The organism is Streptomyces sp. NPDC031554, assembly GCF_055580685.1.
Genome location: NZ_JBVIKX010000008.1, coordinates 127,059 through 150,804 on the forward strand (window position 1 = coordinate 127,059; position 23,746 = coordinate 150,804).

General features: G+C 73.8%; 16 protein-coding genes. 9 read left to right on the forward strand and 7 right to left on the reverse strand.

Annotation, left to right across the window (positions count from 1 at the left end; genetic code table 11):
- Nucleotides 1–5 precede the first annotated feature (5 nt).
- A complete protein-coding gene (locus tag ACZ5FU_RS21650) occupies nt 6–491 on the forward strand; it encodes a hypothetical protein (RefSeq protein ID WP_451781217.1) in 486 nt (161 codons plus the stop codon).
- Between the two features lie 165 nt (nt 492–656).
- On the opposite strand, the gene ACZ5FU_RS21655 is transcribed toward ACZ5FU_RS21650, so the two are convergent.
- The 4 genes from ACZ5FU_RS21655 to ACZ5FU_RS21670 all read right to left on the reverse strand — a co-directional run bounded on the left by ACZ5FU_RS21655 (nt 657) and on the right by ACZ5FU_RS21670 (nt 7,080).
- Nucleotides 657–2,876, reverse strand: a complete 2,220-nt coding sequence (locus ACZ5FU_RS21655; protein ID WP_468641592.1) for an NADP-dependent isocitrate dehydrogenase — start codon at nt 2,874–2,876, stop codon at nt 657–659.
- A 301-nt stretch (nt 2,877–3,177) separates the two neighbouring features.
- Complete coding sequence (locus ACZ5FU_RS21660; RefSeq protein ID WP_451529368.1) at nt 3,178–4,269, reverse strand: mechanosensitive ion channel family protein; 1,092 nt, start codon at nt 4,267–4,269, stop codon at nt 3,178–3,180.
- 183 nt (nt 4,270–4,452) lie between these two features.
- On the reverse strand, nt 4,453–5,985 hold the full coding sequence (locus ACZ5FU_RS21665) for an amino acid permease (protein ID WP_451781218.1): 1,533 nt from the start codon (nt 5,983–5,985) through the stop codon (nt 4,453–4,455).
- Nucleotides 5,986–6,084: 99 nt separating this feature from the next.
- On the reverse strand, nt 6,085–7,080 hold the full coding sequence (locus ACZ5FU_RS21670; RefSeq protein ID WP_451529370.1) for a hypothetical protein: 996 nt from the start codon (nt 7,078–7,080) through the stop codon (nt 6,085–6,087).
- Nucleotides 7,081–7,467: 387 nt separating this feature from the next.
- On the opposite strand from ACZ5FU_RS21670, the gene ACZ5FU_RS21675 reads away from it, so the two are divergent.
- The 4 genes from ACZ5FU_RS21675 (at nt 7,468) to ACZ5FU_RS21690 (ending at nt 13,656) form a co-directional block, all read left to right on the forward strand.
- Entirely contained in the window at nt 7,468–8,907 is a 1,440-nt protein-coding gene (locus tag ACZ5FU_RS21675; protein ID WP_469046252.1) for an FGGY family carbohydrate kinase, read from the forward strand.
- On the forward strand, nt 8,904–10,412 hold the full coding sequence (locus ACZ5FU_RS21680; RefSeq protein ID WP_469046254.1) for an FAD-dependent oxidoreductase: 1,509 nt from the start codon (nt 8,904–8,906) through the stop codon (nt 10,410–10,412). Before ACZ5FU_RS21675 ends, ACZ5FU_RS21680 begins: the two co-directional genes overlap by 4 nt.
- Complete coding sequence (locus ACZ5FU_RS21685) at nt 10,409–11,653, forward strand: NAD(P)/FAD-dependent oxidoreductase (RefSeq protein WP_469046255.1); 1,245 nt, start codon at nt 10,409–10,411, stop codon at nt 11,651–11,653. The genes ACZ5FU_RS21680 and ACZ5FU_RS21685 overlap by 4 nt, the downstream gene beginning before the upstream one ends.
- A gap of 86 nt (nt 11,654–11,739) precedes the next feature.
- Complete coding sequence (locus ACZ5FU_RS21690) at nt 11,740–13,656, forward strand: ABC transporter ATP-binding protein (RefSeq protein ID WP_451781226.1); 1,917 nt, start codon at nt 11,740–11,742, stop codon at nt 13,654–13,656.
- A 201-nt stretch (nt 13,657–13,857) separates the two neighbouring features.
- Here the strand turns inward: ACZ5FU_RS21690 and ACZ5FU_RS21695 are convergent, their stop codons facing one another.
- Entirely contained in the window at nt 13,858–14,949 is a 1,092-nt protein-coding gene (locus ACZ5FU_RS21695; protein ID WP_451529374.1) for a DNA polymerase III subunit beta family protein, read from the reverse strand.
- A gap of 162 nt (nt 14,950–15,111) precedes the next feature.
- Here ACZ5FU_RS21695 and ACZ5FU_RS21700 point away from each other — a divergent pair, with 162 nt between their 5' ends.
- Entirely contained in the window at nt 15,112–16,767 is a 1,656-nt protein-coding gene (locus tag ACZ5FU_RS21700) for an N-6 DNA methylase (RefSeq protein WP_469046301.1), read from the forward strand.
- An 82-nt stretch (nt 16,768–16,849) separates the two neighbouring features.
- Here the strand turns inward: ACZ5FU_RS21700 and ACZ5FU_RS21705 are convergent, their stop codons facing one another.
- Nucleotides 16,850–18,112: an McrC family protein gene (locus tag ACZ5FU_RS21705; protein WP_469046302.1), complete on the reverse strand. Its 1,263-nt coding sequence runs from the start codon at nt 18,110–18,112 to the stop codon at nt 16,850–16,852.
- A 26-nt stretch (nt 18,113–18,138) separates the two neighbouring features.
- Nucleotides 18,139–19,968, reverse strand: a complete 1,830-nt coding sequence (locus ACZ5FU_RS21710; protein ID WP_469046303.1) for a DUF4357 domain-containing protein — start codon at nt 19,966–19,968, stop codon at nt 18,139–18,141.
- A gap of 227 nt (nt 19,969–20,195) precedes the next feature.
- Between ACZ5FU_RS21710 and ACZ5FU_RS21715 the strand changes: the two genes are divergently transcribed.
- The 3 genes from ACZ5FU_RS21715 to ACZ5FU_RS21725 all read left to right on the forward strand — a co-directional run bounded on the left by ACZ5FU_RS21715 (nt 20,196) and on the right by ACZ5FU_RS21725 (nt 23,719).
- Nucleotides 20,196–21,386, forward strand: coding sequence for an ImmA/IrrE family metallo-endopeptidase (locus ACZ5FU_RS21715; RefSeq protein ID WP_451529378.1), 1,191 nt, complete (start codon nt 20,196–20,198; stop codon nt 21,384–21,386).
- An 8-nt stretch (nt 21,387–21,394) separates the two neighbouring features.
- A complete protein-coding gene (locus tag ACZ5FU_RS21720; protein ID WP_451529379.1) occupies nt 21,395–21,949 on the forward strand; it encodes a PIN domain-containing protein in 555 nt (184 codons plus the stop codon).
- 444 nt (nt 21,950–22,393) lie between these two features.
- Nucleotides 22,394–23,719, forward strand: a complete 1,326-nt coding sequence (locus ACZ5FU_RS21725) for a hypothetical protein (RefSeq protein WP_469046306.1) — start codon at nt 22,394–22,396, stop codon at nt 23,717–23,719.
- Nucleotides 23,720–23,746: the final 27 nt, after the last annotated feature.

A 23,746-nucleotide genomic window follows, 5' to 3' on the forward strand; every position in this document is an offset into this window, starting at 1 on the left:
ACCACATGGACGACGACATGGACGACCACGCCTTCGACGGCACCCGCCACGACACGGAGCCGGACCACGCGGACCTGGAGGCGGAGCTCCGCGAGGCCGCCGCGATCCTCGATCCGGTGCCGGCCGGGCTCCACCTGCTCGCCGTCGAGGCCTACGCGCTGCACGACCTCGACGCGAGGATCGCCGAGCTGACCTTCGACTCGCTGGTCGACGCCATCCCGGTCAGGGGAGCGGTGGACGTCCCGCGGATGCTCACCTTCCACACCGGCGGGCTGACCGTCGACGTCGAGGTGACCTCCCACGGCATCATGGGCCAGCTGCTGCCCCCGCAGCCCGCCTTCGTCGAGGTCCTCGACGGCCCCCGCGCCGGAGCGGCCCTCACCGCCGACGACATGGGCCGCTTCACCGGCGGGGCCCGGCCCACCGGCCCCTTCGCCCTGCGCCTGCGCACGGGCGGCGAGGTGGTGGTCACCGAATGGATGCGCGCCTGACGCCGTCCGGCCCGTGACGCCGTCCGGCCCGGCCGGCCGGGGTGGGGCCGCACCCCGCCCCGCTCCGACACGCGCCTCCGCTCCGACACGTGCTTCTGCCCCGACACGCGCCTCCGCCCCGGCCGGGCGGTGCGCCGGTCGGGGCGGAGGTTCAGCGAGGGGACGTCAGCTCAGGGAGGCGAGCAGCTCGTTCCAGGTGGCCGACGGGCGCATGACCGCCGCCGCCTTCGCCGGGTCGGGCTGGTAGTAGCCGCCGATCTCGGCCGGCTCGCCCTGGACGGCGTTCAGCTCCTCGACGATCTTCTGCTCGTTCGCCGCGAGGGTCTCGGCGAGCGGGGCGAAGGCCTTCGCGAGGTCGGCGTCCTCGGTCTGCCGCGCCAGCTCCTGCGCCCAGTACAGGGACAGGTAGAAGTGGCTGCCGCGGTTGTCGATGCCGCCGACGCGACGGGTCGGGGACTTGTCCTCGTCGAGGAAGGTCGCCGTGGCGCGGTCGAGGGTGTCGGCGAGGACCTTCGCGCGGGAGTTGCCGGTGAAGTCGGCGTACTGCTCCAGCGACGGGACCAGCGCGAAGAACTCGCCGAGGGAGTCCCAGCGCAGGTAGTTCTCCTTGACCAGCTGCTGGACGTGCTTGGGCGCGCTGCCTCCGGCGCCCGTCTCGAACAGGCCGCCGCCCGCCATCAGCGGGACCACCGACAGCATCTTGGCGCTGGTGCCCAGCTCCAGGATCGGGAACAGGTCGGTGAGGTAGTCGCGCAGGACGTTGCCCGTGACCGAGATGGTGTCCTCACCGCGGCGGATGCGCTCCACCGACAGCTTGGTGGCCTCGACGGGGGCGAGGATCCGGATGTCCAGGCCCTCGGTGTCGTGCTCCGCCAGGTACGCCTCGACCTTGGCGATGAGCTGCGCGTCGTGGGCGCGGGTCTCGTCCAGCCAGAACACGGCCGGGGCGCCGGTGGCGCGGGCACGGGTGACGGCCAGCTTGACCCAGTCGCGGATCGGGGCGTCCTTGGTCTGGCAGGCGCGGAAGATGTCGCCCGCGGCGACCGGCTGCTCCAGGACGACGTTGCCGCCCTGGTCGACCAGGCGGACCGTGCCGGCGGCCTTGACCTCGAAGGTCTTGTCGTGGGAGCCGTACTCCTCGGCCTTCTGCGCCATGAGGCCGACGTTGGGGACCGAGCCCATGGTCGACGGGTCGAAGGCGCCGTGGGCGCGGCAGTCCTCGACGACGGCCTGGTAGACACCCGAGTAGGAGGAGTCCGGCAGCACCGCGAGGGTGTCGGCCTCCTGGCCGTCCGGGCCCCACATGTGGCCGGAGGTGCGGATCATGGCCGGCATCGAGGCGTCGACGATGACGTCGGACGGCACGTGCAGGTTGGTGATGCCCTTGTCGGAGTCGACCATGGCCAGGGCCGGGCCCTCGGCCAGCTCGGCCTCGAAGGAGGCCTTGATCGCGTCGCCCTCGGGCAGGTCCGCGAGACCCTTGAGGATGCCGCCGAGACCGTCGTTCGGGGTCAGACCGGCGGCGGCCAGCGCGGCGCCGTACCGCTCGAAGGTCTTCGGGAAGAAGGCGCGCACCACGTGGCCGAAGATGATCGGGTCGGAGACCTTCATCATCGTGGCCTTGAGGTGCACCGAGAACAGCACGTCGTCGGCCTTGGCGCGGGCGATCTGCGCGGTGAGGAACTCGCGCAGCGCGGCCACGTGCAGGACGGAGGCGTCGACGACCTCGCCCTCCAGGACGGGGACGGACTCGCGCAGGACGGTGGTGGTGCCGTCCTCGCCGACCAGCTCGATGCGCAGCGTGCCGGCCTCGGAGATCACGGTGGACTTCTCGGTGGAGCGGAAGTCGTTCTCGCCCATGGTCGCGACGTTGGTCTTCGACTCGGCCGACCAGGCGCCCATGCGGTGCGGGTGGGTCTTGGCGTAGTTCTTGACCGACGCGGGGGCGCGGCGGTCGGAGTTGCCCTCGCGCAGGACCGGGTTCACGGCCGAGCCCTTGACCTTGTCGTAGCGGGCCTGGATCTCCCGCTCCTCGTCGGTCCTGGGGTCGTCCGGGTAGGCCGGCAGCGCGTAGCCCTGCGCCTGGAGCTCGGCGATCGCGGCCTTGAGCTGCGGGATCGACGCCGAGATGTTCGGCAGCTTGATGATGTTCGCCTCGGGCGTCTTCGCCAGCTCGCCCAGCTCGTGCAGGGCGTCCGGGATGCGCTGGTCCTCGGTCAGGTACTCCGGGAACACGGCGATGATGCGCCCTGCCAGCGAGATGTCCCGCGTCTCCACGGAGACACCGGCCTGCGAGGCGTACGCCTGGACCACCGGCAGGAAGGAATACGTCGCCAGGGCCGGGGCCTCGTCAGTGTGCGTATAGATGATGGTCGAGTCAGTCACCGGTGCTCCGCTCCACGTCTGCAACATTGCTCGACATCAAGATATCTCGTGACCGACCCGGACTCGACAGGACCCCACGGCGGCCGGCCCCTTTCGGACCGGCCGCCGTGCCCGGAGCCGCCCGGGCCGCCGTGCCGGGAGCCTCCCGGCCGGCCGCCGCGGCCGGAGCCGTCCGGGAGGACGTCGAGGGCCGCCGGGAGCCGCCCGGAGTCGTCGGGGACCGCCCGGAGCCGCCCGGGACCGTCGGGAGCCGTCCAGCGGACACGGAAGGCGAGAGGCGAGGGAGCCAGGGGAGGCGGTGTCAGTCGTGCAGGGCCGCGGGCGGCACCCGGTCGTCGCCCGAGCGCTGCTGCGGGATGACCACCGTGCCCTGCTGGAGCGCCACGGTGCGGGCGGGCGCCGGGATGCGGATGCCCTCGGCGCGGTAGCGGCGGTGCAGGCGCTTGATGAACTCGTGCTTGATCCGGAACTGGTCGCTGAACTCGCCGACGCCGAGGATCACCGTGAAACCGATCCGGGAGTCGCCGAAGGTGTGGAAGCGCACCAGCGGCTCGTGGTCCGGCACGGCGCCCGTGATCTCGGTCATCACCTCGGTGACCACCTCGCAGGTGACCCGCTCGACGTGCTCCAGGTCGCTGTCGTAGGCGACCCCCGCCTGCACCAGGATGGTCAGCTGCTGCTCGGGCCGCATGAAGTTGGTCATGTTCGACTTGGCGAGCTGCCCGTTGGGGATGACGACCAGGTTGTTGGAGAGGGCGCGCACGGTCGTCTGCCGCCAGTTGATGTCCTCGACGTAGCCCTCCTCGCCGCTGCTGAGCCGGATGTAGTCACCGCGCTGCACGGTCTTGGAGGCGAGGATGTGGATGCCCGCGAAGAGGTTCGCGAGGGTGTCCTGCAGGGCCAGCGCGACGGCCAGACCACCGACGCCGAGGGCGGTCAGCATCGGCGCTATCGAGATGCCGAGGCTCTGCAGCGCGACCAGGAAGCCGAGCGCCAGGACCAGCACCCGCGTGATGTTCACGAAGATGGTGGCGGATCCGGCCACGCCGGAGCGGGCGTGGGTGACGCTCTGCACCAGCCCGGCGATCACCCGGGCCGCCGACACCGTCACCGCGAAGATCAGCAGGACGGTCAGGGACTGGTTGACGGTGTGCTGGACGGGCCTGGTCAGCGGCAGCACGGCCGCCGCGGCCGCCCCGCCGCCCACCAGCGCCGCCCACGGCACCACCGTGCGCAGCGCGTCCACGACGACGTCGTCGCCGCTCCACTTGGTGCGCTTGGCGTGCTTGGCCAGCCAGCGCAGCAGCGTCCGCGACGCGAACGCCACCAACAGGCCCGCGGCGAGGGCTGTTCCGGCGAGGATGATGTCGTCGAGGGTCAGCGCGCGGTTCACCGGTCGCCTCCGGAGGGACGGTTCGCGGCGAAGGGGGGCGCCGACGGCCGGATGTGAAGTGTCGTCACGTGGGTCACCTGCTCGGTTCCGGGAAGTGCGAAGTGCGGTCGCGTCCGTCCCGTGCACGGACGCGACCGCTCATCCTGCCGTATCCGCCAGGGCCGTTCGTACCCGGCGACCGGCTCAGACGATGCCCTCGGCCAGCTCCGCCTGCTCCTTGTCCGAGCCGTACGCCGCCGCCGTGGGCGTGCCGTAGGAACGGCGGGCCACGAACCACCACACCGTGGCGAGGACCAGGACGACGACCAGGGCGAGGGACGCGTAGTTCATGGTGTCCGCCGTCACCGGCGAGGACTGCGGCAGGCAGAACAGCACCGTCACGCAGGCCACCCACACCACGGCGACCCAGCCGACCGGCCTGCTCCAGCGGCCCAGGTTCCAGGGACCCGGCCGGAAACGGTCCCCGGCGCGCAGCCGCAGCAGCACGGGGATGGCGTACGCGGGCGTGATGCCGATGACGTTGATCGCGGTGACCGCGCCGTAGGCGGTCGCGGAGTACAGCGACGGCAGGGCCAGGACGCAGGCGACGGCGACCGACAGCCACACCGCGGCCACCGGGGTCTGGGTGCGGGCGCTGACCTTGCGCCACAGGTGCGAGCCCGGCAGGGCGCCGTCCCGGCTGAACGCGAACACCATCCGGCTGGCCGCGGCGACCTCGGCGTTGCCGCAGAACAGCTGGGCGACGATCACGACGAGCAGCAGCGCGCTCGCCCCGTCGGTGCCGAGCCCGTCCAGCAGGATCTGCGCGGGCGGCACGCCGGTCGCGGTGGCGCGCGTGGCGTCGTAGTCCTGGACGGCGAAGGTGAGGCCCGCCAGCAGGGCGAAGCCCGCCACCCAGGAGACCCAGATCGAGCGGACGATGCCGCGCGCCGCGGACACCGACGCGTTGGCGGTCTCCTCCGACAGGTGCGCCGAGGCGTCGTAGCCGGAGAACGTGTACTGGGCCAGCAGCAGGCCGATCGCCGCCACGTACACCGGGTTCTCCCAGCCGGTGTCGTTGACGAACTCGCCGAAGACGAAGGACGGGGAACGGTGGTGGTCGGGGACGACGGCCAGCGCTCCCACGATGAGCGCCACCCCGGCCAGGTGCCACCACACGGAGACCGAGTTCAGGACGCTGACCAGACGGACCCCGAACAGGTTCAGCACGGCGTGCAGCAGCAGGATCGCCATGAAGATCAGCATCGTCTTCTCCGGCGTCGGCTCGAAGCCCCACTGGAGGTTGGCGAACGCCCCCGCGAACAGGGCGGCGCCGTAGTCGATGCCGGCGATCGCGCCGAGCAGCCCGAGCAGGTTCAGCCAGCCGGTGTACCAGCCCCAGCGGCGCCCGCCGAGCCGGTCCGCCATGTAGTACAGGGCGCCGGACGTCGGGTACGCGCTGGTGACCTCGGCCAGCGCGAGCCCCACGCAGAGCACGAACAGTCCCACCCCGGCCCAGCCCCACAGCATCACCGCGGGACCGCCCGCGCCCATGCCGAAGCCGTACAGGGTCATGCAGCCGGAGAGGATCGAGATGACGGAGAAGCTGATCGCGAAGTTGCCGAAGCCGCCCATGCGGCGGGCCAGTACGGGCCGGTAGCCCAGTTCGCGCAGCCGCTGCTCCTCGTCGGGCCGCGGGACGGGGGTGGCGAACGGTGGTTCGGGAGTGCCGGACATGCCAAATCCTCCGGAGGATGGTCGGTCGGACGCGTGGTGGCGGTGCGTCGGTCGGACGCGTGGGGGTGGTGCTTCGGTCGGACGCGTGAGGGCGGTGCGTCAGTCGGACACGGGGCGCACGGCCCCGTGGCTGCGGGCGCGGGCCTGGAGGAACACCTGCGCGGCCTGGCCGTGGTCGCCGGGCACCGCGGTGCGGTACGCCCAGGGCAGGGGGGTGCGGTAGGGGCCGATCGCGTCGAACACCCCCGCGGCCTCGGCGAACCGGTGCGCTCCCCACAGCGCGTGGGCGAGGTGGTTCAGGTCGAGCGGGGAACGCTCGGCGGCGGCACCGCGCCCGAACCACCAGGCGTGCGCGTGCAACGCCTCACGGGCGGCGTCGTCGGCCACCCAGTGCAGGTCGAGGGCGGCCTCGCGCCCGCCGCCGCGCCGGTAGCGCTCGACCCGGACGTACAGCGGCAGGACGTGCAGCGCCGAGCCCGGCGGGGCGCTCCGGGCGGCCAGTTGGGCGAAAGCGGCCGCCTCCGCCAGCCGTCCGGACGCCGCACGGGCGTAGAGGAACTGGAGCATGCGGTGGTGGGCCTCGCGGTTGTGCGGGTCGCGCTCGACGGCCGCCCCCAGCAGCCCCCACGGGCCGGGCGGCAGGGTCGGGTCCGGCGGCGGCGCCCGGTGCTCCTCCCACGACTGCTCACGGTCCAGCTGGGCCAGGGCCAGCAGACACACCCACGGCACCGGGTCCGCCGGCGCGGCCCGGGTGGCGCTCTGGCTCACGTCCCAGGCCTCGATCCACAACTCGTGCGTACGGCGGTGCCGCTCGCGGTGCGCGCGCAGTGCCCGCTCGACGGCGACCCGCGCCGCCATCACGGCGGCCGGCACGCTGTCCGGCTCCTCGGCCAGCCAGGCCCGCACCACGTCGGTACCGGCCGCTCCCGCGGCGAGCACCTGGGTGCGCTGTGTCCACTGCCACCACGGCGTCGTGCGCTCCAGCAGGGTCCGCATCGACAGCCAGCGGCCGGTGCGCACCTCCTGGAGGGCGGCCCGCAGTTCGCCGTCGTGGCCCGCGGGGTCGTAGGCGGGGCGTGCTCCGTCTCTGGCCATCAGCCGCTCGCCCCCGGACGGGGAACGGGTGGGACGGCAAGGTGGAGTAACAACAGCCCTCCTCGGGGCGGCAGATGAGGAGATCGCCTGGGACGGCGGTCACTATAGGGCCCGGCCCGCACCTCCACACGCGTTTCCGGATCGATCCGAACAGGCTTGGCGATACTGCAACTGAGCGGGGGGCGGGACCGCGGCCGAGTGACGGTCGGGACCGCCGCCGAGCGACGGTCGGGACCGCGGCCGAGCGGTTGTCGAGGCTTCAACCGAGCGCGGGCCGGACGGTGTCGAGGTGGCCGGAACGACGCAGGTGGGGGCCGGCGGGTGCCCTTGACGAGGCGGACCGCCCGGCGGCAGGCTGAGGCCGCCGATCACCGAGGGAGGGGCGCGATGACGGGTCCGGTACTCGCCGTCGACCAGGGCACGTCCGGCACCAAGGCCCTCGTCGTCTGCCCCGAACGCGGCGTCCTGGGAACCGGGTTCGCGGCCGTGCGCCCCCGCCACCTGCCCGGCGGCCTCGTCGAGGTGGACCCGGCCGAGCTGTACGCCTCGGTGCTGGACGCCGGCCGGTGCGCGCTGGCCGAGGCCGGCGAGCCCGTCACGGCGCTCGGCCTCGCCAACCAGGGCGAGACCGTCCTCGCCTGGGACCCGGCGACGGGCCGCCCGCTCACCGACGCCCTCGTCTGGCAGGACCGCCGCGCGGACGCCCTGTGTACCGAACTGGCCCCGCACGCAGAGGAGTTACGGGAGCTGACCGGCCTGCCCGTCGACCCGTACTTCGCCGCCCCCAAGATGGCCTGGATCCGCCGCCACCTGACCGCCCGCGGAGTCGTCACCACCAGCGACGTCTGGCTCGTCCACCGCCTCACCGGCGCCTTCGTCACCGACGCGGCGACCGCCGGCCGCACCCAGCTCCTCGACCTCGACCGGGTCGCCTGGTCCCCCCGCGCCCTCGGCCTCTTCGGACTGGACGGGGAGCGGCTCCCGGAGATCGTCGACAACGCGCGACCCGTCGGCACGACGCGGGAGTTCGGGTACGACATCCCGCTCACCGGCCTCGCCGTCGACCAGCAGGCCGCCCTCCTCGCCCAGCGCGTCACCGCACCCGGCACCGCCAAGTGCACCTACGGCACCGGCGCGTTCCTCCTCGCCCCCACCGGTGCCACCCCCCGGCGGGGCACCTCGGGCCTGGTCAGCTGCGTCGCCTGGCGGCTCGACGGCCGTACCGACCACTGTCTGGACGGCCAGGTCTACACCGCCGCCTCCGCCGTGCGCTGGCTCACCGACCTCGGCGTCATCACGGGCGCCGCCGACCTCGACACCGTCGGCGCGGCCGTGCCCGACAGCGGCGGCGTCACCTTCGTCCCGGCGCTCGCCGGACTCGCCGCCCCCTGGTGGCGCGGCGACCTGCGCGGCTCCCTCACCGGCCTCGGCCTGGACACCGCCCCCGGACACCTGGTGCGCGCCCTGTGCGAGGGCCTGGCCGCCCAGGTCGTCGAGCTGGCCGACGCCGCGGCGGCCGACCTCGGCACCCCCCTGACCCTGCTGCGCGTCGACGGCGGCCTGACCCGCTCCGCCCTGCTCATGCAGACCCAGGCCGACCTGCTGCAACGCCCGGTCGAGGTGTCCGCCCTGCCCGACGCGACCGCCCTCGGCGTGGGCGCCCTCGCCCGCCTCGGCGCCGCCGACGGCACCACCCTCGCCGAGGCGCTCCCCGAGAGCGGACCGTCGACGGTGTACGAGCCCCGCGTCACCGCCGACGAGGCGGCGGACCGCCGGGGCCGCTTCCGCACCGCGGTGACGACCCTCTTGAACGGCGCCCCGGCATGACGGTGACCACCGGAGGACCGCTGCCCACGGACCCGTACGACGTCGTGATCGTCGGTGCCGGGGTCGTCGGCTGCGCCGTCGCCCGCGAACTGGCCCGTCGGCCCCGCCTGAGGGTCGCCCTCGTCGAGGCCCAGGACGACATCGGACAGGGCACCTCCAAGGCCAACACCGCCATCCTGCACACCGGGTTCGACGCGGTGCCCGGCTCCCTGGAGGCACGGCTCGTCCGGGAGGGAGCGCGCCTGCTCACCGCGTACGCCGCCGAGTCCGGCATCCCCGTCGACCCGGTCGGCGCGCTCCTGGTGGCCTGGGACGACGAACAGCTCGCCGCCCTGCCCCGCCTCGCCGAGAAGGCCGAACGCAACGCCTGCCACGACGCCCGCCTCCTCGGACCGGCCGAACTGTACGCACGCGAACCGCACCTGGGACCCGGCGCGCTCGGCGCCCTGCACGTGCCCGGCGAGAGCGTCGTCTGCCCGTGGACGACCCCGCTGGCGTACGCCACCCAGGCGGTCCGGCACGGAGTGGACCTCCACCTCGGCGCGGCGGTGACGCGGGTGGGCCGGCAGGACGGCGACCACGTGCTCGGCACCGCCCGGGGCACCCTGCGCGCCCGCCGCCTCGTCAACGCGGCCGGACTGCACGCCGACACGCTGGACACCCTCCTCGGCCACGACGACTTCACCGTCACCCCGCGCCGCGGCCAGATCGTCGTCTTCGACACCCTCGCCCGCGACCTCGTCCGCCACATCCTGCTGCCCGTCCCCACCGCCCTCGGCAAGGGCGTCCTCGTCGCCCCCACCGTGTACGGCAACGTCCTGCTCGGCCCCACCGCCGAGGACCTCGACGACAAGCGGGCCACCGGATCCACCGCCGAGGGCCTCGCCGCCCTGCGCGCCCGGGGCGCCCGCGTGCTGCCCGCCCTCCTCGACGAGGAGGTCACCGCCGTCTACGCCGGTCTGCGCGCCGCCACCGAGCACGAGGACTACCGCATCACCGCCCACCCCGACGCCGGACAGGTCACCGTCGGCGGCATCCGCTCCACCGGCCTCACCGCGTCCCTCGCCATCGCCGCCCACGTCACCGCCCTGCTGGCCGAGGAGACCGGTCTCGACCTCGGCCCCGCCCGGCCCCTGGAGCCGGTGGCGATGCGCGACCTCCGCCCCGCCGCCGCCCGCATCGCCGCCGACCCGGAGTACGGCGTCCTCGTCTGCCACTGCGAGCGCGTCTCCCGCGGCGACATCCGCGACGCCCTCGCCGGCCCGGTCCCGCCCCGCACCCTCGAAGGCCTGCGCCGCCGCACCCGCGCCCGCGCGGGCCGCTGCCAGGGCACGCACTGCGGCCCCGAGGTCCGCGCCCTCCTGGCGGAGGCGACGGCCGCACCGGCCCCACCGGAGAAGGCCCCGCCGGAGAAGGCCGCACCGCAGAAGGCCGCACCGGGGAAGATCCCGCCGGGCGAGGCCGCGCGGGGAAACGCGCCGCGGGGAAAGGCGGCGCGGCCATGACGGCCGCACGCCAGGTCGACGTCCTGGTCGTCGGCGCGGGCCCCGCCGGACTCGCGGCCGCCGCCCGCCTCGCCGCGGCGGGCGCCGGCCGCGTCGAGGTCCTGGACCGCGAGCGGCAGCCCGGCGGAACACCCCGCCACGGCGCGCACGGCGGCTACGGCACCCTCCTGCACCCCTTGACCGGCCCGGCGTACGCCCGTCTGCTGGTCACCGCCGCCCGGCGGGCCGGCGCCACCGTCCGTCCCGGCGTCACCGCCCTGGACTGGACCGGCCCGCTGTCCCTGCGCACCCTGGGCCCCGACGGCCTCGAGACGCTCACCGCACGCGCCGTCGTCCTCGCCACCGGCGCCCGTGAACGCCCGCGCGCCGCCCGTCTGGTGCCCGGCACCCGCCCGGCCGGCGTCCACACCACGGGCGAACTCCAGCGCGCCGTCCACCTCCACGGGCAGCACGTCGGGACCCGGGCGGTGATCGTCGGCGCCGAGGACGTCTCCTACGCGGCGGCCGGCACCGTACGGGCCGCGGGCGCCGTCGTGGTGGCGATGCTCACCGAGCACGCCCGCCCGCAGACCGCCGCGGCCCGCGCCGCCGACGCCCGCCTGCGCCACGGCACCCCCCTCCTCACCCGCACCACCGTCACCGAACTCCTCGGCCACGGACGCCTGTCGGGCGTCCGCGTCCGGCACCAGGACGGCCGGACGGCCGTCCTGCCCTGCGACACCGTCGTGTTCACCGGCGACTTCGTCCCCGACCACGAACTGGCCCGCCGCGCCGGCCTGTCGCTCGACCCCGGCACCCGCGGCCCCGCCGTCGACGGCTCCCTGCGCACCTCGCGGCCGGGCGTCTTCGCCGCCGGCAGCCTGCTGCACCCCGCGGAGAGCGCGGCGACCGCGGCCCGCGACGGCGCCCACGCGGCCGACGCCGTCCTGGACCACCTCACCGGCACGGGCACCGGCACCGCCCGCCCGCCCGCCGTCCCCCTGACCGTGGCCCCGCCCCTGCGCTGGATCGCCCCGAACCGCGTCACCCCGGCCGACCGGCTCCCGTACGTCCTGCGCACGGCGACGGAACTCGTCCGCCCGGTCCTGCACGTCACCCAGGACGGCCGCGTCCTGCACCGCGAGCGGCTGCGCAGCGCCCTGCCGAACCGCACCCTGCGCCTGTCCGCCGACTGGACCCACCGGGTCGACCCCGACCCCGACGCCGGCCCGGTCCGGGTGACGGCCCTCCCGGACCGCTGACCACGGACCGCTGAGCACGGACCGCCGACCGCTGACCGATTCCCCCGTGTTGACCTCAACTCCGGTCGAGGTCCTACGGTCCTTCCATGAGCATGGAGACCACCGCCTGGACGCAGCTGTACAGCGTCATGCACGCCCGGCACGAACGCCGCCCCTTCAACCGCGTCACCCTGCGCCGCATCGGCGCCTTCGCCCGCCCGCACCGCCGCCGCATCGCCGCCTTCGTCCTCATCGGGGTGGTGACCGCGCTGTTCGCCGTGGCCACGCCCGTCCTCGCGGGCCGCGTCGTGAACACGATCGTCTCGCACGGCGAGGCCGCGACCGTCGTGCGGCTGGCGCTGCTCATCGCGCTGATCGCCGTGCTGGAGGCGGCGTTCGGCATCCTGGGCCGCAGGCTCTCGGCGGCGCTGGGGGAGGGGCTCATCCTCGACCTGCGCACCACGGTCTTCGACCACGTGCAGCGGATGCCGGTGGCCTTCTTCACCCGCACCCGCACCGGCGCGCTCGTCTCCCGCCTCAACAACGACGTCATCGGCGCCCAGCGCGCCTTCAGCAACACGCTGTCCGGAGTGGTCAGCAACCTGGTCACCCTGGTCCTCACCCTCGCCGTGATGCTCACCCTGTCCTGGCAGGTCACCCTGCTCGCCCTCGTCCTGCTGCCGGTGTTCGTGGTACCGGCCCGCCGCATGGGCCGCCGGATGGCCGAGATGCAGCGCGAGGCGGCCGCGCTGAACGCGGTGATGGGCACCCGCATGACGGAACGCTTCTCCGCGCCCGGCGCCACCCTCGTGAAACTCTTCGGCCGCCCCGAGCAGGAGTCCGCCGAGTTCGCCGAGCGCGCCGCCCGGGTCCGCGACATCGGCGTCCGCACGGCCACCGCCCAGTCGGTGTTCATCACTGCCCTCACCCTGGTGTCGGCCCTCGCCCTCGCCCTCGTCTACGGCCTCGGCGGCCGGCTCGCGCTGGACGGCAGCCTCGACCCCGGCGCCGTCGTCGCCCTCGCCCTGCTGCTGACCCGCCTGTACGCCCCCCTCACCGCGCTCGCCGGGGCCCGCGTGGAGGTGATGAGCGCCCTGGTCAGCTTCGAGCGCGTCTTCGAGGTGCTCGACCTGAAGCCCCTCATCGAGGAGAGGGCCGACGCCCGTGAGGTGCCCGAGGGCCCGGTCGCCGTCGAGTTCGACGACGTCCGCTTCGGCTACCCGTCCGCCGACAAGGTCTCCCTCGCCTCCCTGGAGGAGGTCGCCGCCCTCGACACCCGCGACGGCGCCGAGGTCCTGCACGGCGTCTCCTTCCGCGCCGAACCGGGGCAGACCGTCGCCCTCGTCGGCTCCTCCGGCGCCGGGAAGTCGACGATCGCGCAACTGCTCCCGCGCCTGTACGACGTCGACGAGGGCGCCGTCCGCGTCGGCGGGACCGACGTCCGCGACCTGAGCGCCCGCTCCCTGCGGGCGACGATCGGCATGGTCACCCAGGACGGCCACCTCTTCCACGACACCGTCCGCGCCAACCTCCTCCTCGCCCGGCCCGAGGCCGCCGAGGAGGAACTCTGGGACGCCCTGCGCCGCGCCCGCCTCGACGACCTGGTCCGCGCCCTGCCCGACGGCCTGGACACGGTGGTCGGCGAGCGCGGCTACCGCCTCTCCGGCGGCGAACGCCAGCGCATGACCATCGCCCGCCTGCTGCTGGCCCGCCAGCGGGTCGTCATCCTCGACGAGGCCACCGCCCACCTCGACAACACCTCCGAGGCGGCCGTCCAGGAGGCGCTCGCCGAGGCCCTCCAGGGCCGTACCGCCGTCGTCATCGCCCACCGCCTGTCCACCGTGCGCTCCGCCGACCTGATCCTGGTCGTGGAGTCCGGCCGGATCGTGGAACGCGGCACGCACGAGGCCCTGCTGGCGGCGGACGGCCGGTACGCGCAGCTGTACCGCACCCAGTTCGAGAAGCCGGCGACGGATGCGGATGCGACGGCGGCGGAGGCGACGGCGGTGGCGACGACGGCGTGAGGCGGGTCCGCCGGTACGGGGCGGCGCCCGCCGGTACGAGTACGGGACGGCGCCCGCCGGTACGAGTACGAGACGGCGCCCGCCGGCACGGGCACGGGATGCTCGGCGTGGCCGGCCGGGGGCGCCGGGGTGCGGGCCCGGACCGCGGTAGAGCTCCTGACGGAGCTCTACCGCGAGGACTGAGCGGCCGGGTCCGCCCGCTCAGTCCTCCAGCCGGACCGGCATCAGGACCGACAGGGAGCCCTCCTCGTCGGGCCGGCGGATCACGATCGGCGCGGTGGGCGCGTCGACCTGCAGCACCAGCCGCTCCCGGGCCCCGGCGGCGAGAGCGTCCAGCAGGAAAGCGCGGTTGACGGCGACCCGGTCCGGGCGTTCGTCGCCGTCCGCGCAGACGGTCACCGTCCCGTCGTCCTCCACCCGGAGCACGCTGAGGTCCGCGCCGTTCTCCTCGGCGGTACGGACGGACCCGGTCTCCAGCGCCGTACGGAAGGCGGCCACGTCCACGAGGCCGGTGCGTCCGCCGGCCGGGGGCAGGAGGCGGCGGTACTCGGGGAAGTCGTGGTCGAGGCACCGGCCGGCCGCCTGCCGGTCGCCCGCCTCCAGCACCACCCGGTCCCCGTCGACCGAGAGCACCGCCGCCCCGTCGTCCGCCGGGAGCCGCCCCGGCCCGTCGTCGAGCAGCGCCCGCATCGCGTCCACGAGCGGGATGGGCACGACGACCTGGACCCGGCCCTCCTCGTCGCCGGTGACGTCCGCCCCGGCCACGGCCAGGCGGTACCGGTCGGTGGCCACCACCCGGAGCCGCCCCGCCTCGACGTCGAACAGGACACCGCCCAGCATCGGCAGCTCCGGATCGCCGCTCGCGGCGAAACGGACGGCGTCCAGCGCGGCGGCCAACTCGGGCGCCGCGACGGAGAGTCGGGCGGTGGCGGTACGGAGCGAGGTCATGGGGTTCTCCCGTCGGTCGAGAAGTGCTCGGAGCGCGGAGAACTCGCCGCGGGCGTCGGACAGCCCCCGGGCGAGCCGGCGCAGATGCGCGTCGAGGAGCTTGCGGACGAGGCCGGTGTCCGCCCCGGACCAGCCGGCCAGCACCAGCCGCACGTCCGCCAGCGGCATCCCGGCCCGCCGCAGCCGCGCCAGCAGCCGGGCCTCGCCGAGCTGCTCGGGCCCGTACCACCGGTACCCGCTGACCGGGTCCACCCGGGCCGGCACCAGCACCCCGGACCGGTCGTAGAACCGCAGGGCACTGACCCCCAGCCCGCTGTCGCGGGCCATCTCCCCGATACTGCGCATCTCGCTCTCCACACCCGGGACTGTGCCCCCTCGACCAGGTCGAGGGTCAAACGGTCCGACCCTTCCGCGGTTCCGCGGGCGCGCGACAGCGGCCCCAACTGTGTGCATTGTCAACGTATTCTTCACCGGGTGTGCGGAAGTGCCCCGTGTACGCTGAACCCCATGACGGACAAAGCCGTTTCCCCGGCAGGACCCCTGGTCACCGGCGCTGAGATCGCTCGGCTGGCCGGGGTCACCCGGGCCGCCGTCTCCAATTGGCGTCGGCGCTACGACGACTTCCCCGCGCCGGCGGGAGGGGCCGCGAACAGCCCGCTCTACGCGCTCACCGAGGTCCAGGAATGGCTGGACCGGCAGCGCAAGGGCCGGGAGGTGTCCCCCGAGGTCGAGTTGTGGCAGGCCATGCGCGCCGTCTACGGCGAGCAGATGATCGTGGGGCTGGCCCGGGTGGCCGCGGTGCTGTCCGGTGAACCCGGGGCCGGGCTGCCGGACGAGCTCGCCGCCCGTTTACAGGAGCTCGTCCGGAGCGAAGCCCCCGTCGACATGGTCCACGGACTGACCGAGCGGTTCATGGAATCCGCACGGCGTGCGGGATCGGACCAGGTGACTCCCGAGCGCGTGGTGCGCGCCGTGTGCCACTTCGCCCCGGACCTGGAGGCCGACGCCACGGTCTTCGATCCCGCCTGCGGCATCGGGGTCCTGCTCCTGTCGGTCGCCGCCCGGGTGGAGACCCGCTGCCGCGGCCAGGAGGCGGACGGGGACAGCGCCCGTTTCGCACAGCTGCGCGCCCGTCTCCTGGGCCGGCCGGACGTGCGCATCGTGGCGGGTGACTCCCTGCGCGCGGACGCGTGGCCGGACATCGAGGCGGATCTGGTCGTCTGCGACCCGCCCGCGGGTGTGACCGAGTGGGGGCGGGAGGAGCTGCTGCTCGACTCCCGCTGGGAACTCGGCACCCCGTCCAAGGCCGAGGGAGAACTCGCGTGGCTCCAGCACGCCTACGCGCACACCGGGCCCGGGGGCCAGGTCCTCATGGTCATGCCCGCGTCGGTGGCCTACCGCAAGGCGGGCCGCCGTATCCGGTCCGAACTCGTGCGCCGCGGCATCCTGCGTCAAGTGGTCGCCCTGCCGCCGGGGACGGCGACCTCCCACGCCCTGCCCGTCCACCTGTGGTGCCTGCGGCGTCCCGAGAACGCGGGAGGCGTGGACACCGACCACACCGTGCGCATGATCGACCTGACCGGCAACAGTCCCGACGGGAGTCTGGAACCACGTCCCGACCAGGTCGCCGACGTGCCGCTGATCGAACTCCTCGACGACACCGTCGACCTGACCCCCGGCAGCCACCTCCGTTCCCGGCACCGCGACTTCCCGGGCGAGTACGCCGCCCTGCGCGGGCAGCTGGAGGACGAGATCCGCCGGCTCACCGCCCTCCTGCCCGAACTCGCGGCGGGCGGCGGCCCCGGCTCGCTGGACAGTGCCACCACGAGCGTCGCGGATCTCGCCCGTGCCGGTCTCGTGACGTACGACGGCCCGGAACCGGTCTCGGCCAGCGGACAACTGGACACGGACTATCTGCGGGGTTTCCTGCGCGGCTCCGCCAACACCCGCCGGTCCACGAGCTCCAGCGGGACGTACCGCCTCGACGGCCGCGGTTCCCGCATCCCCCGGATGGGCATCGACGACCAGCGCCGGTACGGCGCCGCCTTCAAGGACCTCTCCCTGTTCGAGGAAGGCATGCGCAAGGTCGGTGAACTGAGCCGGCGGCTCGCCGAGGTCGCCCGTGACGGCCTCGCGACGGGAGCGCTGGCGCCGAAGGAGTGACGGACGCCGGTGCGGGACGCCCCGGAGGCGTACGCCCGCACCGGTCGGCGCCGGGGTCTCCTCCTTTCCGTCCGGCCGTGGCTCACGGCTGCGGCTGCGGGGCGGCTCCGGCCAGCCGTGCGGCGATCTCCCGTACGGCCGACAGCAGTCGTCCCGGTTCGCGGGAGAGGTCGAGGCTGTGCCGGTACAGCCGCACGCCCCGTCCGTCCGCCGCCGCCGTCCCGCGCACCTCGTGGAAGCGTTCGGGCCGCCGTCCGGCCGCGTACACCAGGTGCGCCTCGCGCAGGCCGAGCACGGTGGCGTACGCCAGCGCCTGGTACAGGTCGGCGTTGAGGAGTCCGTCGGCCTTCTCGACCTTGTACTTGGCGTCGGCGACGGCGAGCGGGACGCGGCCGTCGCCGGTACGGACGACGAGGTCGGGACGGATCCGTACGAGACCCGCGGTGTCGAGGTGGTGGGGGTCCTGCAGGCGCGCGGTCAGGCCGTGCTCCTTCAGGGCCTCGCGCAGGGCGACGGTGACGAAGTCCTCGAACAGCCTGTTCATGTCGAGCAGGAAGCCGTCCACGGCGAGCGGGTCCGCCCCGGCGGCCCGGTGTTCCGGCGAGGTGCCGCGCAGGACCGCCTCGGCGAGCCGCAGCGCGGGCTGGTAGCGGGAGTTGAGACGGGAGGGCCGCCAGCGCGGCAGCTCCTGTCCCCGCACCAGCGACGCGGCGCCGGCGAGACGTACCCGCTGATGGGCCAGGCGCCGCCGCACGGGGCCGGGAACGCCCGGAAGCCGCAGCAGCCGCTCGGCGGCGGCACGCAGGACGCGGTTCTCGGCGGTGTCGGCGGTGTACGCGTCGTAGGCGATCTCCACGGGCGGTGTACGGCCGAAGTGCCGCCGGATCTGCTCGGTCTCGCGCAGCCGCCCCCGCACGACCGGCGCGGACTCCTCCACCTCCCGGTAGCCCTGGAGGACCCCTTGCCGCAGTGCCGCGTCGATCCGCCGTTCCACGGCGTGCGCGAGCGCGGGGACGACGTCGTCGTACGTGCCGGTGTCGACGGTGCCCTCCCGGCCGTCGCGCCAGGCGCGCGCCGGGTCGAGGCTGAACCCGAGGAGGAAGAACAGCCGGCTCACCGGCGTCTTGGGCACGATCCGCAGCACCGGACCACCGGGTGTGCGCACGGCGCCGACCCGGCTGCCCGCCCGCAGCAGCCAGTGCCCGGCCCGGCCGGGATCGGGGGTCGCGCTCAGCAGGATGCCGGAGGCGGCGACGGCCCGCCCCGCCCCGGCGTCCAGCGGGACGGAGACGGCGGGCCCGTACTCGCGGAGCACCACCTCGGATGCGGACGCAGGCTCCGGCACAGGCGTGGACGTAGACGTAGGCACGGTCACGGGTGCTGCGCGCGCAGCGCGTCGAGGCCGTAGCGGGCGGCGACGTCCAGGCCCTCGCCGTAGTGGTGCTCCTCCAGCAGCGGCAGGATCTTCGTCCGCCAGGTCCGTTCGAGGCCGCCGTCGCGGTACACGCCCGGTTTCATCAGGTACGACGGGCCGATGGCGAAGTCGGGATCGTCGACGAGGGAGTTGAGGGCGTCGAGGAGGCGGGCGGGCTCCGGGTCCCGGCCCTCGCGTGCGAGCCAGCGCGTGAGCAGCCCGGCGGTCGGCTCGGTGCGCGGGGACAGCTCCACGAACGCGAAACGGCGTCGCATCGCGGCGTCCACCAGCGCGATCGACCGGTCGGCGGTGTTCATCGTGCCGATCACGAAGAGGTTGGGCGGCAGCCAGAAGTCGTCCCCGGAGTAGGTGAGGCGGACGGACTTCTTGCGGTACTCCAGCAGGAAGTACAGCTCGCCGAAGACCTTCGCGAGGTTGGCGCGGTTGATCTCGTCGATGATCAGGAAGTACGGGACGTGGCCGTTGCCCTCGCGGGAGGCCAGGTCGGCCAGCTCCCGCAGCGGGCCCGCGGTCAGCCGGAAGGCCACCTCCCGCGTCTCGGGATCCGCGACGGGCCGGAAGCCCTCGAAGAAGTCCTCGTAGGCGTACGAGGGATGGAACTGCACGATCTTGACCTGCTCCGGGCCGCCGCCGAAGTGTTCGGCCAGCTTCATCGCCAGGTACGTCTTGCCCGTGCCCGGCGGGCCATAGAGAACCAACTGCTTCTCGTCGATGAGGAGTTCGCGCATCTCCTCCAGCCAGGCGCGGTCGTGGACCAGGAGTTCGGCGGCGAGTTCCCCGGTGACGTCCGGCAGTGTCAGCTCGCGCTGCGCGGGCCGCTCGACGGCCGGATGCCCGCCGGTGCCGTCCGCCGCCGCCGGGTCCGTGCGCTCCGCCTGCCCGGTGAGCCCGTCCAGCGCGTCCAGGACTCCGGTCAGGTCGACGACGTCGTGCTGCACGGAGAGTTTCTGCTGCACCTCCTCCGGCAGTTCCTCGTAGGCGTGGCCGTCCTTCCGCCAGGCGACGGTCCGGCGCAGGTTGGACAGTCCGCCCGGCGACGCGGTCTGCGCGGCCTCCCCGGTGATCCGCCCGACGTGCAGCCGGTCGTCGTCGAAGGTGGCGACCGTGTCGCCGACCCGCATCTGCGTCAGGAAGGCGTGCAGCTCGTCGACGAGGCCCTGCTTCTGGTGGTACGAGGCCGCCCCCTCGTACCCCTCCTCGACGATGCGGCGCAGCGCGCTCTTGGTCGGGTCGGCCTCCTCCAGGGGAGGCAGGTGCGTGCCCGAGAGCGAGACGAACCCCTCCTCCAGCCACGACCGCCGCACCAGGTTGTGCCCCGAGACGTTGGAGCCACGCACCAGCCACGCCTTGCGCGGAGGACGCCAGCCGGTGGGCAGGTGGTCGGCGAGCGGGTGGCCCTCGGCGGTGCGCCAGGACTCCGGGCCGGAGGCGTCGTAGCCGTACACCAGCGCGGCGGCCGCGGAGGAGGAGTTGCACTCGACGTCCCGGGTCACCACCCAGCGCGCGGGCGCGTCCAGGGCTCGTCCAGGGGCGGCCGGGGCGTCCACGAGCGCGCCGTCCGCCCGGAGTTCCGCCCGGAACCGGCGCGCGTGGCGGCCGAGCCCCGGCCACTCCTCGGCGGTCACCAGGGACCCCTCCCGCAGCAGGAACTTGTACGTCCCGTTACCGCCGAACTCGGTGAGCAGATGCCCTCGCGCCTCGGCGCCGTCCTGGGGCAGCCTGATGCGGAACTCGGGCGTGCCGGGAAGCCGGTCGAGCTGCGGCATGGGCGACCTTCCGGGAGGGGCGGGCCTGCGCGAACGCGCACACCCTACCTGTTGACGCCGTCAATGGGCTTTGGTGAGGACACTTCAGGAACAGGGGGAGCGGGACACGGGAGGGCTTCGACAAAGTGACCGTGGTGCCGTGGGCGGCGACGGTCGGCAGCCACCGCGGCGCGGGCCGCACGCACCGGAGCGTTGCGATTTTCGCAAGGCGTCGGTACGGTGGGGAAATGCCCGAGACTGTGATCGACCGTGTGCGCAGGGTGATGAGCGCGGCCTCCTTCTCCCAGGCCGCGTTCGCCGAGCGGATCGGACTGGCGCCGGACAAACTCTCCAAGTCGCTCAGCGGCGTGCGCCGCTTCAGCTCCCTGGATCTCGCACGCATCGCGGAAGCAACCGACACGACGGTGGACTACCTGCTCAGTGGACGCGAGCCGGTGCGCCCCCGCTCCGCCGCCCGCCTCGCCGGGACAGTGGCCGAGGGGGCCGGTTGGGCCGGGATCGAGGCGCTCGCCCGCCGCTTCCAGAACGCCTACGACGTCCTGGAACTGCTCGACCGCCCCCGCTCGATTCCCGACCTGCCCGCGCCCCGCCCGGAGCTCGAACGGTACGTCGACCAAGGGGAACGTCTCGCGGCCGACCTCACGGAACACCTTGTGCGGCGAGGGGCGGGATCGCCCGCCGGCATGGATCTCCCCGCCCTCACCCGGCTCTTGGCGGAGCACTGCGGAATCGATGTGGCGCTCGTCGAATTCCCTTCTCCGGCAGCCCTGTCCGGCGCGACGTGGCAGTCCGACACCTTCCGCATCGTCCTGCTCGCGACCACCCAGGAGTGGACCCGGTCGCGCTTCACCCTGGCCCACGAGGTCGGACACCTCCTCGCCCGCGACGCCCAGGAACTGCGCGCCGACGCGGCACCGCAGCCCGGCAGGCAGAAGGACTACACGGAGGTGCGGGCCAACGTCTTCGCCGCCCATTTCCTGATGCCCGAAGCCGAGGTGCGGGCGGCCTGGGAGCAGACGGTCGCCGACCCGCAAGCCCCGACCGAAGCCGAACTCAGCCAACTCGTCGTCAACTTCAAGGTCTCGCCGAGCGCGCTGGCCGCGCGACTGTATCGGCTCGGTCTGCTCGATACCGCCCGCCGCGATCGGTTCCGCGGCTTCACCACCGAGATCTGTCACGTCCTGGCGGGGCGGCTCGACGACCACTACCGTCACCGCGCCGAATCAGCGGTGGTCCGTCCGCCGCTCGTCCCCATGGCGGAGCTGCTCGCCGCGTACGAGGCCGGCGAGACGACCCTGCGCCCGCTGGCCGCATACCTGGACCGCACCGTCGAGGACCTGAGAGCCATAGTCGAACCCGCGCGCGCCGCGCGCCCCCTGCCGGAGGACGAGAAGGGCGATCCGGTATTCCAGCCATGACAGGTTCCTTGGATTCGTCCAGTCGCCTCAGCCTCTTCCCCGACAACACGGTCCTGTGCAACTTCGGCACCGTGGGTCGTCTGGATCTGCTCCGCAAGGTGCTCGACGGCTGCGGCCGCTGGACCGAAGCGGTGGCGGAGGAGGCCCGCCGCTCCGCCGCCTACGTACGCGACCTCGCCCGGCTCCGCGCCGAGGGCTGGCTGGGTGAGCCGATCGAACTGTGCACCGATGCCGAGATCGCCCTCGCGGACCGGCTGCGTCGCGCGGTCTTCGGCGGCACCCCGACCGAGCCCTTGCGGCACCTTGGTGAAGCCGAAACGCTCGCCCTCATCCAGGCCCGGCAGGAATTCGCCGGGGCCGTCTGGATCACGGACGACCGCGACGCGGGCGAGTACGCGACCGCACGCGGCATCCCCGTGAAGAACACCGTCACCCTCATGCGCGAGGCCGCCGTGTCCGGGCAGATCCACCACGTCGAAGGCCATCGTCTCCTCCTCGCGATGGTCGCCGACGGCCGGCACATCCGGGGGGTCCCGGAGCACGCCGAGCGGCTGCTGGACTGACGGGCGCGAAACGGGGGGCTGCGGAAGCACTGTCCCCGCACAGCGGGGGACCTCGAGGCGGAGGCATGGTTCGAGGCGTTCAGCTCTCTTCGGACAGAGCAGCTCGCAGGTCGGCCCTCCTCGGAGCAGCGACTCTCCGTCCTGGCGTTCCTCGTCCACCAGCCACAGGACGACACTCTCGTCGTCCCGGTGAAGCGGCGGCAGCGCGGGGAAGCGCCGGAGTGTGTTGGCGCTGTCAACGGAACTCGTGCTGAGAGTTGCCCGACTGTCACGGTTCTCGTCGCCGAGCGGGCGCCGGTCGTCGTGCTCGCGTCGCCTGCGCCGGCCCGCCGTGCCGGAAGGTGGTCGATGTGGATCGAGTGGCACACGGTGCCGTGATGCGGCTGTACCGTTCCGCTGTGACGTCAGGCGCGGGCTGACGTGGGGACGAACTGGGGGGGGACGATGATCGACTATCGCAAGGCGCCGAACGTGCCGGTCTGGACGCTGGCGACACGTGACGTCCAGGTGCCGGCGGTGATCGGGGACGGGCCGATGACGGCCGAGCGGCTGGCCGAACTGCGCGGCGTGCTGGCCGCGTTGGCCGACCAGCCGATCGCCACGCTCGAGGCGCACCCGCTGCCCGACAAGCTCGACCGCAGCCGGGGCATCCCGCTCGCTGCCGCCAGCCCGCTGGCGCAGCACCTGTCGCAGCTCATCACCGAGTCGGCGAAGACTTCCGCCACGGCCGCCACGGCGACGGCCTCCGGCGAGATCCTGTGCCGCGTGGTGGTCCCGGCGAAGGTCGCCGCCGAGTTCGGACAGGGGCTGGTGCGCTGGATGGTGCCGAAGGGGTCGACGGGGGACGGGTTCTACGGCAACCTCGTGAACTCGGCGACGGGCCAGATCGCCGCCAAACCGATCCTTGTGCCGGTCAGTGGAGCGGCGGCGGCGGGTACGGTCGGCGGCGCGGGTGCGACCGCCGGCGCCGCGGCCGCGGGTGGCACGGTGCTCACCGTGGCCGCTCCGCTGGTACTCATGGCGGTGGCCGTCGGGGTGAGCGCGCACGCCGACCGCAAGCGGCAGCAGGCCATCGCGCGCATCACGGACCTGCTGGAGCAGCTTCAGGCCGACAAGCTCGACGACGAGCACAGCGCCCTCAACGGCTGCCGTCCCGCCATCGACAAGGCCACGGCCATCCTGCTCGACCAGGGCAGGCTCGGTGTCTCGCTGGGACTCGACTCGGCCGTGCACACCATCGACACGGCACTGAGCAAGGCCGACATCCGTCTGGCCCGCTGGCGGAGCGCGCTCGACAAGCTGCCCGCCGGCGAGCCCGTCGAGATCGGCACGCTGACCGAGTCGTTCCCCGGCGTGGACGACCAGGGTGGCACGTTCCGCACCCATGTCGAACTGGCGGAGCTGGCCATGGCGTTGAAGCGGCGCGTCAACGTCCTCCAGGCGGTCGAGCGAGCCCAGAACGAGCCCGACAACCTGTTCGAGAACTTCGCTCGCGCCCTCAAGGACGACGAGCGGCGTCTCGACGAGCTGGAGTCGGGCATCGCCGGTGTGCTGGTGCGCCTGTCGGCGCTGGAGCTGGCGCGCCCGAACAGCAAGCGCCCCGTCCTCACGAACGGGGAGGTCGACCGGCTCCTGCGTACGGCGTACCAGATCCGACGCCTGGGCGACGGCGTCGCGCTCGACGGCCGCCCGGCGGACGTGGCGATCGAGATCGCCCGCGACAAGGACGGCTCGGTGGTCGTGCTCCCCGCGCTGCCCGCGCAGGCGTAGACACGCGGGCTTCGGTTCTCCCCGGCC